A 15,879-nucleotide genomic window follows, 5' to 3' on the forward strand; every position below is an offset into this window, starting at 1 on the left:
GACCTTACTCCTCAATTACTTACGCTTTAAGCTGGCTAATACGGCAAATGGGTTTGGTTTTTGCGCTTCATCAGGCAGTTCACCAAAGACCATGTCCGCCTCGGACACTTCACAGTGTTCAGAATCATGCACCGGAACTACCGGCAAGGAGAGGATGATTTCATCTTCAACCATTGCAAGCAGATCGATTTCACCGAATTCGTTAACCTCAATCGGCTCATACGCTTCCGGGAGTGCTTCAGCCTGTTCGTCAGAACGAACCGGACTAAAACAATACGTTGTGTGAACCTGATGGGTAAACGGCTTCCCGCAACGCTGGCATTCGAGCGATACCGTCACCTTCGCATCACCCGTAATAACGGCGAGACGTTGGTTATCGATAGCGAACGACATGGAGCATTCCACATCACTGTCCACACTGACTACAGAATCGGCGACGCGCTCTACCAGATCAGAAGTATAGATACCTTCATAATCGAGGCGTTTTTGAGCCGTACGAACCGGATCAAGAGTCAGGGGTAATTTTACCTTTTGCATAGGGCGCGCATATTAACTTTGTAACGTCATAGAGTCAAAGAAAAAGGCAGCCTGCGGTTGCCTTTTGCCAATAATTCGCACACATTGCGGGTTACAGACTTATTTTCGCTCAAACCGTGACTGTATGTCATGCTTGAAGGACGAAGAGCATAGTTTAAGATGGCTCTCATTAATACGCTATATCTGAGGGAAAAAAATATGCCCCGTCTCATCCTTGCTTCTACCTCTCCCTGGCGTCGCGCGCTGCTCGAAAAACTGGCGATCCCTTTCGAGTGCGCGGCTCCCGAGGTTGACGAAACGCCCATGTCTGGCGAAGCGCCGCGCCATTTGGTCTCTCGCCTCGCACAGGCGAAAGCGCAATCGCTCGCCCACCGTTTCCCCGATCATCTGATTATTGGCTCCGATCAAATTTGCGTTCTGGATGGCGAAATTACCGGCAAACCGTTAACCGAAGAAAAAGCGCGCCAGCAATTAACCAAAGCCAGCGGTAATATTGTGACGTTTTATACCGGACTGGCGCTTTATAATTCTGCAACCGGACATTTACAAACGGAAGTCGAACCGTTTGATGTGCATTTCCGCCATTTAAGCGAAACGGAAATAGAGGACTATGTCCGCAAAGAGCGTCCATTGCATTGTGCCGGAAGTTTTAAAAGCGAAGGTCTTGGCATTGCCCTTTTCGAACGCCTGGAGGGGCGAGATCCCAATACGCTTATTGGGCTACCGCTGATTGCGCTGTGCCAGATGCTGCGCCGGGAGGAGATGAACCCGCTGATGGCATAGTAGACGCGTCTGGTGGCGACGCTAAAACATCTTATCAGGCCCACAGCGGAGCAATGCCCGTAGGCCTGATAAGCACAGCGTCATCAGCCGGATAACGACGTAAACGTCTTATCCGGCCTACAGGTTTAGCGCGATAATATCGCAACGCGCATCAGGCTTTGTTACGTAACACCTGAAGGCAATGCTTGAGTTGGTTATCCATCGGCGCTTCGATACGCATCACCTCGCCAGTCCCCGGATGGGTAAACTTCAGCGCTGCCGCGTGCAGAAAAAGCCGTGACAGCCCCGTTCCCGCAAGCTGCTTATCAAATTCGCGATCGCCGTAACGATCGTCAAACGCGATCGGATGGCCCGCATGCAGCGTATGCACACGAATCTGATGCGTACGTCCCGTCACCGGGCTACAGCGCACCAGCGTCGCAAACGCATAGCGCTCTTCAACCTTAAAGCGCGTTTCGGAGGGTTTTCCTTCCTGACTCACACGAACAATACGTTCGCCGCTTTGCAGAATATTCTTTAATAAAGGCGCCTGTACCGATTTAACATGCGACTGCCACTGGCCGCGAACCAGCGCCAGATAATCTTTCTGCATCCCCTTCTCACGCAGTTGCTCATGCAAAGAACGCAGCGCTGAGCGTTTTTTCGCAACCAGCAGTACGCCAGAGGTATCGCGGTCAAGACGATGCACCAGTTCCAGGAAACGCGCTTCTGGCCGCAACGCGCGCAGCCCCTCGATAACGCCGAAGCTCAACCCGCTTCCGCCATGCACCGCCGTGCCGGAAGGTTTGTTCAGCACCAGGATATGGTCATCTTCATACAAAATGACATCGGCCAGCGCCGCCACTTTTTGCAGATGCGGCGAAACGGCCTCTTCTTCGCGTTCGGCGACGCGCACCGGCGGAATACGCACTTCATCCCCGGCTTCGAGCTTATATTCCGGTTTGATGCGTTTTTTGTTCACCCGCACTTCGCCTTTACGCAAAATGCGATAAATCATGCTTTTCGGTACGCCTTTGAGTTGCGTGCGCAAAAAGTTATCGATGCGTTGCCCCGCTTCGTCGGCAGTAATGGCAACTATTTTTACGGATGGAGTCTCAGTTTTCATGGGGGCCGATTCTAAATAGCCATAAGGATTAGCGCCACTCATTTTTCTATGCTTATATTTACTTCTATATCCTGTTACTCACGTTCAACATGACCAATTTGCTGGTTATTAAACCAATCGCCATGAGGAAGTGAAAAAACTGTGAGTAACCGGGTGATAAATGGTAAAAGTCATCTTGCTATAACAAGGTTAGCAGTGGAATAATGTAACCGTTTCCGTGTCGAACCTTGTTAAAACAAGAAATTTTACGGAATGACCCATTTTGCCAGACAGATCATCAACGCAGCAATGGCGTAAGACGTATTGATTTTTCAGGCAGTTAGCGGGCTGCGGGTTGCAGTCCTTACCGGTATATGTTCTATGTACTACGCGTTGCAGAAAGGCGGCAAATCTGGGAATCCCCAGGAGCTTATGCCCGGGTGAGCAGATGAAGCCAACGCATCTGCGCGTGAAAGACGATGAACATAATGGAATCTTCTCTGGAGAGTAACTCCCAGGCTGTTCCCCTGATAATTGCGCTGTATTTCCGTATGAAATACAGGCAACCGACACTCTGCGCCTCTTTGAGCAGACGATAACCGTGAGGTTGGCGACGCGAATAGACACGAGGCCATCGGTTCACACCCGGAAAGGCATTACTATGCCCGCAGCTTAGTCGTCAATGTAAGAATAATGAGTAAGTTACGATGAAAAGAATGTTAATCAACGCAACTCAGCAGGAAGAGTTGCGTGTTGCCCTTGTAGATGGGCAGCGCCTGTACGACCTGGACATTGAGAGTCCAGGACACGAGCAGAAAAAAGCGAACATCTATAAAGGCAAAATTACCCGTATCGAACCGAGTCTGGAAGCGGCTTTTGTTGATTACGGCGCTGAACGTCACGGTTTCCTCCCGTTAAAAGAAATTGCCCGCGAATATTTCCCCGCCAACTACAACGCCCACGGCCGTCCAAACATTAAAGATGTGTTGCGCGAAGGTCAGGAAGTGATTGTTCAGATTGATAAAGAAGAACGCGGCAACAAAGGCGCTGCACTGACGACGTTTATCAGTCTGGCAGGGAGCTATCTGGTTTTAATGCCGAACAACCCGCGCGCGGGCGGCATCTCCCGTCGCATTGAAGGCGACGATCGCACCGAATTAAAAGAAGCGCTGGCAAGCCTCGAACTGCCTGACGGCATGGGGCTTATCGTGCGTACCGCAGGCGTCGGCAAATCCGCCGAAGCGTTGCAGTGGGACCTGAGCTTCCGCCTGAAACACTGGGAAGCGATTCAGAAAGCCGCTGAAAGCCGCCCTGCTCCATTCCTGATCCATCAGGAAAGCAACGTTATCGTCCGCGCATTCCGTGACTACTTACGTCAGGATATCGGCGAAATTCTTATCGATAATCCGAAAGTGCTTGAGCTGGCGCGCCAGCACATCGCGGCGTTGGGTCGCCCGGATTTCAGCAGCAAGATTAAGCTTTACACCGGCGAAATTCCGCTGTTCAGCCACTACCAGATCGAGTCGCAAATTGAATCCGCCTTCCAGCGTGAAGTGCGTCTGCCTTCCGGCGGCTCTATCGTTATCGACACAACCGAAGCGTTAACCGCGATTGATATTAACTCCGCGCGTGCCACACGCGGCGGCGATATCGAAGAAACCGCGTTTAACACAAACCTGGAAGCGGCCGATGAAATTGCTCGCCAGTTGCGCTTGCGCGACCTCGGCGGCCTGATCGTTATCGACTTCATCGACATGACGCCAGTACGCCACCAGCGTGCGGTGGAAAACCGTCTGCGCGAAGCGGTACGTCAGGATCGTGCGCGTATCCAGATTAGCCATATTTCTCGTTTTGGCCTGCTGGAGATGTCCCGCCAGCGTCTCAGCCCGTCTCTGGGCGAGTCCAGCCATCACGTCTGCCCACGCTGTAGCGGCACCGGCACCGTCCGCGACAACGAATCGCTCTCCCTGTCTATTCTGCGTCTGATTGAAGAAGAAGCGCTGAAAGAGAATACCCAGGAAGTTCACGCCATTGTTCCGGTCCCGATCGCCTCTTACCTGCTTAACGAAAAGCGCACCGCGGTTAATGCTATTGAGACTCGTCAGGATGGCGTGCGCTGCGTGATCGTACCAAACGATCAGATGGAAACGCCGCACTACTCCGTTCTGCGCGTACGTAAAGGGGAAGAAACGCCAACCCTGAGCTACATGCTGCCGAAACTGCATGAAGAAGCGATGGCGTTGCCTTCTGAAGAAGAGTACGCCGAGCGTAAACGCCCTGAACAACCAGCACTGGCGACCTTCGCGATGCCGGAAGTGCCGCCTGCGCCGACGCCAGCAGAACCTGCGGTGAAAGCAGCGACGGCAGCACCGAAAGCCGTTGCCACTGCGCCTGCACAGCCAGGTCTGCTTACCCGCTTCTTCGGCGCGCTGAAAAACATGTTCAGCGGCAGCGAAGTCGCCAAGCCGATTGAACAACCTGCACCGAAAGCAGAAGAAAAACCGGAGCGTCAGCAGGATCGCCGTAAGTCTCGCCAGAATAATCGCCGCGACCGTAACGATCGCCGTGACAACCGTGATAATCGCGACAACCGCGCTGAAGGCGGTGAAAACCGTGATGACAACCGTCGTAACCGTCGTCAGGCGCAGCAGCAGAACGCAGAAGCGCGTGACAACCGCCAGCAGTCTAACGACGTTGCCGATAAGGCGAAGTCCGGTGACGAGCAGCAGACGCCGCGTCGTGAACGCAACCGTCGTCGCAACGATGAAAAACGTCAGGCACAGCAAGAAGTCAAGGCGTTGAATCTGGATGAGCAACCAGCTCAGGAGGCGGAACAGGAAGAACGCGTTCGTCAGGCGCAGCCTCGCCGCAAACAGCGTCAGCTGAGCCAGAAAGTTCGTTACACAGACTCTGCAACCTCTGAAGCAGAAGCTGTCGCAACACCAGTCGTTGAAGACGCTGTCGCCGCCCAGCCTGCTACGCAAAGCGCGCCTGCTCAGCGTACTGAACTGGCGAAAGTTGACCTGCCAGCGATCGCAGACGTTGCACCAGCAGAGCAGGAAGAAAACGGCGAAGCGCGTGATAACGCAGGAATGCCGCGTCGCTCCCGTCGTTCTCCTCGCCACCTGCGCGTCAGCGGCCAGCGTCGTCGTCGCTACCGCGATGAGCGTTACCCGCTTCAATCGCCAATGCCGTTAACCGTCGCTTGCGCTTCACCGGAAATGGCGTCTGGCAAAGTGTGGATTCGCTACCCTGTCGCCCGTCCTCAGGATACGCAGGTTGAAGCACAGCACGAAGAAGAGACCGTACAAGCTCAGCCGGTTGCAGTAGAGCCGCAGGTCGTCGCTGCCGCAGCCGAACAGGTTGTAGACGCACCGGTTCAAACTGAAACCGTTGTCGCTGAACCTCAGCCCGCTACTGTGGAAACAACGCATCCTGAAGTGATTGCCACCCCGATTGAAGAACAACCTCAGGTGATTGCAGAGGCTGACGTCCCTGTTGCGCAGGAAGTCGCTGCACAAGCGGAACCTGTCGCTGACGTTCAGGAACCCACGACGGCTGAAGAATCCGCTGACGTTGTCATCGCCGAACCGGAAGAGATTGTTAAAGAAACGGTTGAACCTGTCGTGGTTGCCGCTGAACCGGAAGAGATTGTCGCTGCGCCTGTCGCCGTTGCCATTGCCGTTGCTGAAACCGTGTCAGAAAGCGCGGTAACCACCGGGGAGAAACCCGTCAGCCACGCCAGTGCGCCGATGACCCGCGCGCCTGCGCCGGAATATGTCCCGGAAGCGCCACATCACAGCGACTGGCAGCGCCCTGCCTTCATCTTTGAAGGTAAAGGTGCGGCAGGTGGTCATAGCGCAACGCATCAGGCCGCCGCACCAGCCACGCGCCCGCAGCCTGTAGAATAAGCTGAACGCAATGTTAAAGATAAGCCGACCTGCGGGTCGGCTTTTTTGTACCTGCAATCGGTGCCCGTTATCTGTTTTCCGGGCAAAAAAATGCCCGCTCCGGGGTGAAGGGAGCGGGCAGACAAAACATACCCAGTTTCATGATATGTTTCAAAACATGTGCTATCTGTTCAACTGAAACAGAGACATTCCTTGCATATCGCTAAACGCTTTATAGGACGCCTGTAACGCAGCCTGTTGCATTACATACGACGAGATGGCCGCGTTCCAGTCCACATCGACCAGATCGCTCATCTGCTGCGCCTGACCCAGTGCGCGCTCGCTTCCCAATGAATCCAGGGAATCCAGCTCACTCAATTGCGTTCCCAGTTCCGCACGAACGGTCAGGACGTTATTAAGGGAGTTTTTCAGGCCACGGTTTGTTTTATCAATCGCCGCAGCAGCTTCCGCCTTCTTCACATCATCGTCAGCAACCGGCGTTTTCAGCGCTGCAATGGCTGTATCCAGCATCGCAAACAGGCTGGTTTCTGAAGCGCTGTTATCAGGCTCCGGTACGGCATTACTGGTAATACGATTAAAAATCTGATCGCCCGTATGACCAATCACCATCGTACGCGAAGCATCAACCTGCTGGGTGATGTTTTCAGTGCCACCGCTATAGTCGCCATTTGCCTGATCAAACGGCGCTTTTTCAGTTTTATAGCCTGCGAAAATGTAACGACCGTTGCCGTCGGTACTGTTGGCAAGGTTCATTAACTGATCGCGAATCCCCTGTAGATCGCTCGCCAGCGAGGCGCGGTCATCATCGCTTAAGGTGCCGTTAGCGGCGTAAACGATTTTTTCCTGCGCAGTTTGAATTGCAGCTGTCACCTGACTTAGCACGTTTTCTTCCAGCGACACTTTCTGAGTCGCAAAGGTACGTGCCAGCGCATACTGACTGTTCTGAGCCTGGGCCTGAGCGAGTACGATAGCCTGAGAAGCGGCAATAGGATCGTCGGACGGATTAATCACGCGCTTACCGGTGGACATCTGCTCACCGTACTTCATCCATTCAGCCTGGGAATTGGTGATACCACGCATATTCTGCTGGTACATCATCTGGGTACTGATACGCATTTATCCTCCTCTCCCTTAGCGAATGCCCAACAGCGCATCAAACAGCGTATTCGCGGTTTGCAGCACCTGGGCGTTCGCCAGGTAATACTGTTGGTAGCGTTGCAGGTTGCCGTATTCTTCATCAAGGTTAACGCCGGAAATCGATTGCTGCTGGTTGTACAACTGCGTCACGACATTGCCCTGCGCCGTGCTGCTGGTTTTCAACGTGGCGGTTTTGTTCCCCACATCACTGACCATCGTCGCATAAGCATCATTAAAGGACTTATTGCCTACCGTTTTCTGGGTTTGTAAATCCAGCAGCGCCTGACCGTTACGGTTATCGCTCCCACCCGCATCGGGATCGGAAGCCATCGCAATTTTGGATTCATCGGTCACCAGCACGTTCATGTTCACAATGGCATCGCTGACCGGTTTCAGGGTAAAGCTGTCATTCGCATTTGCCCCTGCCCCGACCGTCACTTCCAGCCCGTCAAACGTCAGTTTCCCGTTGGTTTCAACCGCCTTAAAGCTGGTGTTGTCTGACAAGCGCGTGACCTGCCAGTCCTGACCATCAAATACCAGCTTATAATTGGTAGCCTGTACCGCGGAACTGTCGGTGACTTCCGCAGACAAGGTTCCGCTACCCGTATTTTTCGCATTACTCAATACGGACGGTTTACCGATGGAAAAGAAGTCCTCGCCCTGATCGCCATTGGCATCATATCCCTGTTTATGCTGGGCATTAAACGCTTCGGCAAAGGCCAGCGCCAGCTGGTTGAGGGTATTGCGAGTCTGATCCAGATCCTGAGAGCGGAACGTCAGCAACCCGCCAAGCGAGCCGCTATTGAGCAATTTTTCCGGGATTTCAATGTTTCCGGCAGTCGCATCAACATAGGCGACCGTGGTGCGTGACGGATCGGCGCTGGACGGCACCGCGGCCAGTTGACGGGCGCTGCTGCCCTGCACGAGGGTATAGCCATTCGCCATCGTCAGGTTATAGGTGCCGCCGTCCTGGACGCTAACTTCCACACCGACAATCTGGTTCAGCTCACTCACCAGTTGGTCGCGTTGGTCGAGAAGATCGTTCGGTGAAGCGCCCGCGCCCACCCCGGTCAGACGGGAAATCTGATCGTTCAGGCTGGCGATTTGCTTCGCGTAATTGTTGATCTGTTCAACGCTGGAGCCAATGGCGATATTGACCTGCTTATCCTGATCGCGCAGGTACTGATCGGTCGTTTTAAACTGGTTTACCAGGCCGTCGGCTTTACCGATAAGCGCCTGACGCGCTGCCGGGTCTTCCGCGTTGCTGACCAGCGTTTGCAGGCTGGTGAAGAAACCTTGCAGAGAGGTCGAAATCGAGCTGGTGGTACTGGAGAGCAGGTTATCAATTTTCGACATTTGCTCATACCGCACGGTCAAACCACTGCTCTGATTCTGCGCCGCGCGTAACTGATTGGTAATAAAAGAATCATACTCACGCTGTACGCCAGAAACGTAGACGCCATTACCGACCCAACCGCCCGCTCCCAGCGTACTGTTGGCCTGCGCCATAATCGTCGTCTGTCGGGTATACCCGGCAACGTTATAGCTGGAGATGTTATTACTGGCAGTATTTAACGCAGCCTGGGCTGCGCTAAGTCCGCTCATGGCGTTGTTAATTAAGCTGGACATGGAGGTTCCTTGTAATCCTTCAATACTGGTTATTATCGGCAGCGGGTTCCTGGACTTGAGCTATTTAAAAGAGATTGTCGAGATTCGCGCTGTACGTTTTGCTCACCTTGTCGCTCATGGATTTCAGCTGTTGAATCATGCTGGTTAATTTACGCGCATAGTCAGGATCGGTCGCATAACCGGCATTTTGTAACGCCTGTGCGCCCTGTTCAGCGGTAGACGCGGCGGTCACCGCGGCATAGCGCGGGTTACGGGTCAGCAGCCCCACATAATCCGATAGCGCCTCCAGATAGGAGCTGTAAACACGGAATTTCGCTTTTACCTTCTTCGCTTCGCCGTTCTCATATTCGGTGGTGGTAATCTCTGTTACCGGCCCCTTCCAGTTGGACGAGGCCTTAATGCCAAACAGGTTAAAGCTCGGCTCACCATTTTCACGGCGGATCTGTCGCTGACCCCATCCCGACTCCAGCGCCGCCTGCGCCAGAATCAGATGATGCGGCACGCCGCTTTGTTCACTCGCCAGGCGTGCCGGAAGCGAAAGCTGGGCCAGGAAGTCTTTGCTGTCGCCGGACAGCGGCTCATCATTATTTTCCGGCGCTTTTGGCATCGCCTTACGCACCAGTTGCGTCAGCGCCTGATTTTGATAGCTGGTCACCGTTTCCAGAGGGAACTTCATTGGTACCTGCGGCGCTTCTTCCGCAGGCTGCGTCTGCCCCTCGGTCATCTGCCTGACCATCATCTCCGCCAGTCCCAACCCTTTACCGGCGGTCATCTGCTGCGCAATCTGCTGGTCATACATGCTGGTGTACAGTCGCGTTTGATCGCTGCTGAATATGCCGTCTTTCGGCAGCGCTTCCCGCATACTTTTCAGCATCATCTGCACAAACATCCCTTCAACCTGACGAGCGACCGGGCGGATATTCGCCGCCGGATCTTGCCCCGCTTTGGCTTTCAGCTCATTGAGCGATTGCGCATCCCAGGCCGCGCTGGCCAACAGTTTGCTGTCACCAATCATCAGATAATTTCCAGTTTGGCGCGCAGACAACCCGCGCTCTGCATGGATTGCAGGATGGACATCAGATCCATCGGCGTGGCGCCCAGCGCATTCAGCGCGCGGACGACGTTGTTCAGGTTGGCGCTGGAACGGACGCTTTGCAGCGAACCGCCGCTCTGACGTAAATCAATCTGCGTTTGTGGCGTGACGACCGTCTGCCCCCCGCCAAACGGCGTGTCCGGCTGGCTGACGTTCGCCTGGCGATTCACCGTTACGGACAAATTGCCTTGCGCGACGGCGCAGCTGTCCAGCGTCACTTCACGGTTCATCACCACGGAACCGGTACGGGAGTTAATCACCACCTTCGCGTCCTGTGGTGTGACGTTCACCTCCAGATTCTGGATATCCGCCAGGAAACGGACCTGCGAGCTGTTGCCGCTGGGTACGCGAACCTGAATCGTGCGCGCATCCAGCGCGGTCGCACTGCCATAGCCACGGGCGCGGTTGATGGTGTCAGTGATCTGCTGCGCCATTGCGAAGTCTTCGTTGTTCAGTTGCAGATTGAGGGTATTTCCGCCGCCAAACTGGCTGGGCAGTTCGCGTTCAATAATTGCGCCATTGGTGATACGCCCGCCATTGAGCTGGTTAACCTGCACGCTGCTGCCGCCCGCAGACGCCCCTGCGCCGCCGACTAAAATATTTCCCTGCGCCAGGGCATACACCTGGCTATCGACCCCTTTCAGCGGCGTCATCAGCAATGTACCGCCGCGCAGACTTTTCGCGTTCCCCATTGAGGACACCACCACGTCGATCGTTTGCCCCTGGCGACCGAATGCCGGAAATTGTGCAGTGACCATTACCGCCGCAACGTTTTTCAACTGCATATTGGTGCCCGTCGGGACGGTGATCCCCAACTGAGACAGCATGTTATTCAGCGTCTGGGTGGTAAAGGGCGTCTGGGTCGTCTGGTCGCCCGTCCCGTCCAGGCCGACCACCAGCCCGTAACCAATCAGCGAGTTTTCCCGCACCCCCTGCACGCTGGTCAGATCCCGAATACGATCGGCATGCGCCAGGGTGGTTGCCAGTATCAGTACAATTCCAACAAGAGATTTAAACACTGGAGACCTCGCTTACATCGGCGACAAGTTAAGGAAGAAACGTTGCAGCCAACCCATATTTTGCGCCTCGTTGATATAGCCGTTGCCGACATATTCAATGCGCGCATCCGCAACCTGTGTTGACGGAACGGAGTTGCTGCCGCTGATGGTGCGTGGGTTCACGACCCCGGAGAAGCGGATGAACTCAGTGCCCTGATTAATGGCGATCTGTTTTTCACCCACGACGTGTAAATTGCCATTTGCCAGTACCTGATCGACGGTTACGGTCAGCGTGCCGCTAAAGGTATTGCTGGCGTTCGCGCCGCCTTTACCGTTGAAGGAGTTCCCGCCAGAGGCTTCCATATCTGCACGCGCGTTGCCGAACAATCCCTGCAAATAACGAGGAACCGTATCAAAGCCGAAGTTGGTTTTACCGTCACGGCTGGCATTGGCGGAGGAGCTCTTACTGGCGCTGACGTTTTCCTGCAATACAATCGTCAGCGTATCGCCGATATTGCGTGGACGTCGGTCTTCAAACAGCGGCTGATAGCCATAGTTGATCGGCTGCGCAGACTGAAAAATGGAACCATTCGCCACCGGAGTCGGGCCCGGTATGGGCTGTGCAGTGGTCGCGCCCTGCACGAGCGGTGTGGAAGGTATCCAGGCACATCCTGTCAGTGAAACCACCAGCAGGGCCATAATCGGGTAATGGTGCGCAGCGTATTTTTGCATTGCCTTCATCTTCAAAATCAGTGTGCCGGTGAGGTTTCCCTCACCGGACGACACTTAGAGTTGCGTCAGTTTTTGCAGCATCTGATCGGTAGTCGATACCGCTTTGCTGTTAATTTCGTAAGCGCGCTGAACCTGGATCATATTCACCAGTTCTTCCGCCACGTTTACGTTAGAGGTTTCGACATAGCCCTGATACAGCAGACCCGCACCGTTAAGCCCTGGCGTACTCTCATTCGGCGCACCCGAGGATTGCGTTTCGGTGTACAGGTTTTCACCAATGCTTTCCAGCCCCGTATCGTTCATGAACGTGGTCAGGTTAAGCTGCCCCACCTGTACCGGCGCGGCCTGCCCCTGCTGAGTTACGCTTACCACGCCATCGCGACCCACGGTGATGCTCAGCGAGTTCGCCGGAATGGTGATCGCTGGCTGTACCTGGAAACCGCCCGCCGTGACCAGTTGACCGTTCTGATCCACCTGGAAAGAACCGTCACGGGTATAAGCAGAAGTGCCATCCGGCAACATCACCTGGAAGAAGCCCTGCCCTTTGATGGCGACATCTTTACTGTTGTTGGTCTGAGACAGGTTGCCCTGACTATGCAGACGCTCGGTGGCGACCGGGCGAACGCCCGTACCGATTTGCAGACCAGAAGGTAAGGTCGTCTGTTCTGACGACTGCGCGCCAGGCTGACGAATCGTCTGGTACAGCAGGTCTTCAAACACCGCGCGTTGACGCTTAAAACCATTGGTGCTGACGTTTGCCAGGTTGTTGGCAATCACATCCATGTTGGTTTGCTGCGCGTCCAGGCCGGTTTTGGCGATCCATAATGAACTGATCATAAAATGTCCTGTATTAACTCATCGACAGCAGTTGGTTAGCGCGCCCGGCATTGTCATCCACGCTGCTGATAACCTTCATCTGCATTTCAAAACGGCGGGCGTTAGCGATCATATCGCTCATGGCGGACACCGCATTCACGTTACTGCCCTCCAGTACGCCAGACATCACGCGAATGGACGGGTCAGCCTGCAACACCGGGCCACGCGCAGCCTGTGTCGCCGCGCTTAAACGGAACATACCGTCATCGCCGCGTTGCACTTCGCTGCCAAGCGCTTTCACCAGCTTCAGACGTCCTACCGGTGCGACGGTATTGGCCGGATCGCCAGGGTTAAGCGCAGAGATAGTCCCGTCTGCCGCGATAGTGATTTCTGAACCTTCAGGAACGGCAATCGGCCCGGCTTCACCGATAACCGGATGCCCCTGAATTGTCAGTTGCCCGGTCGGGTCCACCTGAATGCTGCCGTTACGGGTGTATCCCTCGTTACCATCAGCGGTCTGAACAACCAGCCAGCCATCCTGTTGCAGCGCCACATCCAGCGGGCGCGAGGTGTAATCCATCTGCCCGGGCGTCATATCGGCTCCCGGCGTGGACGCGGCCACCAGCGTACGCGTCGGTAAAGAGAGACCTTCCACCGGCACCGCGCGCAACGCATTAAGTTGCGCACGAAAACCCGGCGTGGAGGCGTTCGCCAGGTTGCTGGCCGTCACCGCTTGTTGATTAAGCGTCTGACTGGCCGCGCCCATGGCGGTATATATTGCGTGATCCATTAAGCCATCCCGTCAGGCGCTTAGCGCAGGTTAACCAGGGTGTTGAGGATCTGATCCTGGGTTTTGATGGTCTGCGCGTTTGACTGATAGTTACGCTGCGCGACGATCATATTCACCAGCTCTTTACTCAAATCCACGTTTGAGGATTCCAGCGCGCCGTTGGTCAACTTACCGAAGTTACCCGTACCCGCCGTACCAAGCAGCGCAACGCCTGAAGCCTGCGTCGCCGCCCAGACGTTATCGCCCTGAGAAGCCAGACCTTCATTGTTGGCGAAGTTAGCCAGCACGATCTGCCCCAGAACCTGCGTTTGTTCGTTGGAATAGTTACCCACTACGGTGCCGTCATCGTTGATCTGATAGCTCACCAGATCGCCCGGCTTATAGCCGTTCTGGTTGGTCGCGACGATGTTGTTCGCACCGGTGTTCTGCTGCATGGAATTCAGGAAGCTCAGGGAGAAAGAGGCTGGGTCCGCACCATTAATTGCGCCAGTGACGATATTGGCGGAACCGCCAGAAACCAGCATCCCGTTTTCATTGAATTCCATCGTGGTAGACAACGTCGGCGTCGCGGTTGGATCGCTGCTGTCCATGGTGTGAACTTCCCAGGTGTTGTCCTGCGTCTTAACAAAGAACACATTCACATCATGGGCGTTACCCTGACTGTCAAAAACGGTAACGGTACCCTTTTTGTTATAGGAATCCGCATCGCTCGGATCAAACGGCGTTTTCGACGGCAGTTCATCGCTGGAGTTAAGGTTGATCTGCATAGACGCCGTGGTAGTCGCCTTCGCGGCCATCAGGGTGTTCGGGATGGTGATCGGGCCTGGGTTCGCCCCCTGCTGGATCGTCGGCGGCGTTCCGGTTGCCGGATAGCCGGTCAGTTGCAGCCCCTGCATGTTAACCAGATTGCGGTTCTCATCCAGTTTGAACTGGCCGTTACGGCTGTAGAAAACGGAGCCGTTGCTGTCTACCAGACGGAAGAAACCGTTCTGGCTAATCGCAACATCCAGGCCACGCCCGGTGTTGGTGGTAGTGCCGTCGGTAAAGTCCTGGGTAATCCCGGCGACTTTAACGCCCAGGCCCACTTTGGAGCCCGCGAACATATCAGCAAAAGACGCCGTACCGGATTTAAACCCGTAGGTGGCGGAGTTGGCGATGTTATTACCAATAACATCGAGGTTGGTCGCTGCTGCGTTCAGACCGCTGACCGCTTGAGAAAAGGCCATGACTTACTCCTGATAAGTGTAAAGGCTTAAATGATCTGCCGTACTTCGTCGAGTGTGGTGGTTCCGTAGGTCCCTAAATCCAGGGTATTACCGCTACTGTTGCGGATAACCCCCTGAACCAGCGCAAACTGAAGCGGTTGCGCCACAAGCTGCGTACTGCCGTTGCTGGCGGCGATCGCGACGTTATAGGAACCGTTTGGCGCGCTTGTGCCATCCTCCAACGTACCGTCCCAGGTAAAGGTATGAACGCCAGCCTTCAGCTCGCCGATATTGATCGTGCGCACCACCTTGCCGTCTTTGTCGGTAATGGTGGCGGTGACTTTATCCGCTGCCTGCTGCAACTCCACGCCAAACGGCGTCGTGGTGATGGTCGCGCCCTCTTCGGTGCCCGTACCGGCCAGAATGGTGGTGCCGGGGATCATGACGCCATGACCAATCAGGGTGCTGGCCTGTAGCGACTGGCTGTTGTCGATCTGCCCGGAAATCGCGCCCAGCGTGGTGTTCAGTTTTTCAATTCCGCTAACGGTGCTGATCTGCGCCAGTTGCGTGGTCAGCTCGTTATTTTGCAGTGGGTTGGTCGGGTCCTGATTTTTCAACTGCGCGACCAGCAATGTCAGGAAGCTGCTTTGCAAATCACTCGCACTGCTTCCCGTCAGCGAACTGCCACTGCTGGTGGATGCGACTCCCGAGTTGGTCGAGTCATTCATATTTACGGCAATAGACATACGCGCCTCCTTTACTGGCCTAATGTCAGCGTTTTAAGCATCATGCTTTTCACGGTATTAAGAACTTCGACGTTTGCCTGATAGCTGCGCGAGGCTGACATGGTGTTGACCATTTCACCGACCACGTCCACATTAGGCATTTTTACGTACCCATTGGCGTCCGCCAGCGGGTTGCCAGGCTCATACACCAGTTTGTCCGGCGCCTGACTTTCAATGACATCCGCCACTTTTACCCCACCGGTTGCCGCCCCTGGCGCCGCGTCTACCTGAAAGACCACCTGTTTAGCGCGATACGGTTGACCGTCCGGCCCGGTGACGCTATCGGCGTTCGCCAGGTTACTGGCCGCCACGTTAAGACGTTTGGACTGCGCGGTGAGCGCCGACCCGGCAATATCAAAAATGTTTAACAGCGCCACGA

14 protein-coding genes are annotated in these 15,879 nt (G+C 54.9%); 2 read left to right on the forward strand and 12 right to left on the reverse strand.

The features are described from left to right. Positions 1-15: 15 nt before the first annotated feature. Positions 16-537 carry a 23S rRNA accumulation protein YceD gene (yceD, locus tag OGV79_RS14000; protein ID WP_012132832.1) on the reverse strand — a complete coding sequence of 174 codons (522 nt, stop codon included), beginning with the start codon at positions 535-537 and terminating at the stop codon, positions 16-18. A gap of 198 nt (positions 538-735) precedes the next feature. Here yceD and OGV79_RS14005 point away from each other — a divergent pair, with 198 nt between their 5' ends. Continuing rightward, positions 736-1,320: a Maf family protein gene (locus tag OGV79_RS14005; protein ID WP_012132833.1), complete on the forward strand. Its 585-nt coding sequence runs from the start codon at positions 736-738 to the stop codon at positions 1,318-1,320. Positions 1,321-1,471: 151 nt separating this feature from the next. Here OGV79_RS14005 and rluC read toward each other — a convergent pair whose 3' ends face one another. Further along, positions 1,472-2,425 carry a 23S rRNA pseudouridine(955/2504/2580) synthase RluC gene (rluC, locus tag OGV79_RS14010; protein WP_012132836.1) on the reverse strand — a complete coding sequence of 318 codons (954 nt, stop codon included), beginning with the start codon at positions 2,423-2,425 and terminating at the stop codon, positions 1,472-1,474. 686 nt (positions 2,426-3,111) lie between these two features. On the opposite strand from rluC, the gene rne reads away from it, so the two are divergent. Further along, on the forward strand, positions 3,112-6,315 hold the full coding sequence (gene rne, locus OGV79_RS14015) for a ribonuclease E (RefSeq protein ID WP_200031010.1): 3,204 nt from the start codon (positions 3,112-3,114) through the stop codon (positions 6,313-6,315). Between the two features lie 162 nt (positions 6,316-6,477). Here rne and flgL read toward each other — a convergent pair whose 3' ends face one another. From flgL to flgC, 10 genes are all read right to left on the reverse strand, one after another. After that, the gene (flgL, locus tag OGV79_RS14020; RefSeq protein ID WP_012132838.1) at positions 6,478-7,431 is read right to left on the reverse strand and encodes a flagellar hook-associated protein FlgL; all 954 of its coding nucleotides are present in this window, start codon (positions 7,429-7,431) and stop codon (positions 6,478-6,480) included. Positions 7,432-7,446: 15 nt separating this feature from the next. Further along, positions 7,447-9,081 carry a flagellar hook-associated protein FlgK gene (gene flgK / locus OGV79_RS14025; RefSeq protein ID WP_012132839.1) on the reverse strand — a complete coding sequence of 545 codons (1,635 nt, stop codon included), beginning with the start codon at positions 9,079-9,081 and terminating at the stop codon, positions 7,447-7,449. Between the two features lie 64 nt (positions 9,082-9,145). Further along, complete coding sequence (gene flgJ / locus OGV79_RS14030) at positions 9,146-10,096, reverse strand: flagellar assembly peptidoglycan hydrolase FlgJ (protein WP_047457531.1); 951 nt, start codon at positions 10,094-10,096, stop codon at positions 9,146-9,148. After that, positions 10,096-11,193 carry a flagellar basal body P-ring protein FlgI gene (locus OGV79_RS14035; RefSeq protein ID WP_012132841.1) on the reverse strand — a complete coding sequence of 366 codons (1,098 nt, stop codon included), beginning with the start codon at positions 11,191-11,193 and terminating at the stop codon, positions 10,096-10,098. The genes flgJ and OGV79_RS14035 overlap by 1 nt, the downstream gene beginning before the upstream one ends. Before the next feature lie 12 nt (positions 11,194-11,205). Continuing rightward, positions 11,206-11,904, reverse strand: coding sequence for a flagellar basal body L-ring protein FlgH (gene flgH / locus OGV79_RS14040; RefSeq protein ID WP_024130441.1), 699 nt, complete (start codon positions 11,902-11,904; stop codon positions 11,206-11,208). A 54-nt stretch (positions 11,905-11,958) separates the two neighbouring features. After that, entirely contained in the window at positions 11,959-12,741 is a 783-nt protein-coding gene (gene flgG / locus OGV79_RS14045) for a flagellar basal-body rod protein FlgG (protein WP_012132843.1), read from the reverse strand. Between the two features lie 13 nt (positions 12,742-12,754). Next, complete coding sequence (gene flgF, locus OGV79_RS14050) at positions 12,755-13,510, reverse strand: flagellar basal-body rod protein FlgF (RefSeq protein ID WP_012132844.1); 756 nt, start codon at positions 13,508-13,510, stop codon at positions 12,755-12,757. 20 nt (positions 13,511-13,530) lie between these two features. Beyond that, complete coding sequence (flgE, locus tag OGV79_RS14055) at positions 13,531-14,736, reverse strand: flagellar hook protein FlgE (protein WP_012132845.1); 1,206 nt, start codon at positions 14,734-14,736, stop codon at positions 13,531-13,533. Positions 14,737-14,762: 26 nt separating this feature from the next. Next, complete coding sequence (gene flgD / locus OGV79_RS14060) at positions 14,763-15,461, reverse strand: flagellar hook assembly protein FlgD (protein WP_012132846.1); 699 nt, start codon at positions 15,459-15,461, stop codon at positions 14,763-14,765. A gap of 11 nt (positions 15,462-15,472) precedes the next feature. Continuing rightward, on the reverse strand, positions 15,473-15,877 hold the full coding sequence (gene flgC, locus OGV79_RS14065) for a flagellar basal body rod protein FlgC (RefSeq protein WP_012132847.1): 405 nt from the start codon (positions 15,875-15,877) through the stop codon (positions 15,473-15,475). Positions 15,878-15,879 lie beyond the last annotated feature (2 nt).

The sequence above is a fragment of the Citrobacter sp. CK185 genome (assembly GCF_030333565.1).
GTDB lineage: Bacteria > Pseudomonadota > Gammaproteobacteria > Enterobacterales > Enterobacteriaceae > Citrobacter_B > Citrobacter_B koseri.

Excerpts from the sequence above, each read along its gene's own strand:
- yceD (WP_012132832.1), bottom strand. The coding sequence starts at position 537 with ATGCAAAAGGTAAAATTACCCCTGACTCTTGATCCGGTTCGTACGGCT.
- OGV79_RS14005 (WP_012132833.1), top strand. The coding sequence starts at position 736 with ATGCCCCGTCTCATCCTTGCTTCTACCTCTCCCTGGCGTCGCGCGCTG.
- rluC (WP_012132836.1), bottom strand. The coding sequence starts at position 2,425 with ATGAAAACTGAGACTCCATCCGTAAAAATAGTTGCCATTACTGCCGAC.
- rne (WP_200031010.1), top strand. The coding sequence starts at position 3,112 with ATGAAAAGAATGTTAATCAACGCAACTCAGCAGGAAGAGTTGCGTGTT.
- flgL (WP_012132838.1), bottom strand. The coding sequence starts at position 7,431 with ATGCGTATCAGTACCCAGATGATGTACCAGCAGAATATGCGTGGTATC.
- flgK (WP_012132839.1), bottom strand. The coding sequence starts at position 9,081 with ATGTCCAGCTTAATTAACAACGCCATGAGCGGACTTAGCGCAGCCCAG.
- flgJ (WP_047457531.1), bottom strand. The coding sequence starts at position 10,096 with ATGATTGGTGACAGCAAACTGTTGGCCAGCGCGGCCTGGGATGCGCAA.
- flgH (WP_024130441.1), bottom strand. The coding sequence starts at position 11,904 with ATGCAAAAATACGCTGCGCACCATTACCCGATTATGGCCCTGCTGGTG.
- flgG (WP_012132843.1), bottom strand. The coding sequence starts at position 12,741 with ATGATCAGTTCATTATGGATCGCCAAAACCGGCCTGGACGCGCAGCAA.
- flgF (WP_012132844.1), bottom strand. The coding sequence starts at position 13,510 with ATGGATCACGCAATATATACCGCCATGGGCGCGGCCAGTCAGACGCTT.
- flgE (WP_012132845.1), bottom strand. The coding sequence starts at position 14,736 with ATGGCCTTTTCTCAAGCGGTCAGCGGTCTGAACGCAGCAGCGACCAAC.
- flgD (WP_012132846.1), bottom strand. The coding sequence starts at position 15,461 with ATGTCTATTGCCGTAAATATGAATGACTCGACCAACTCGGGAGTCGCA.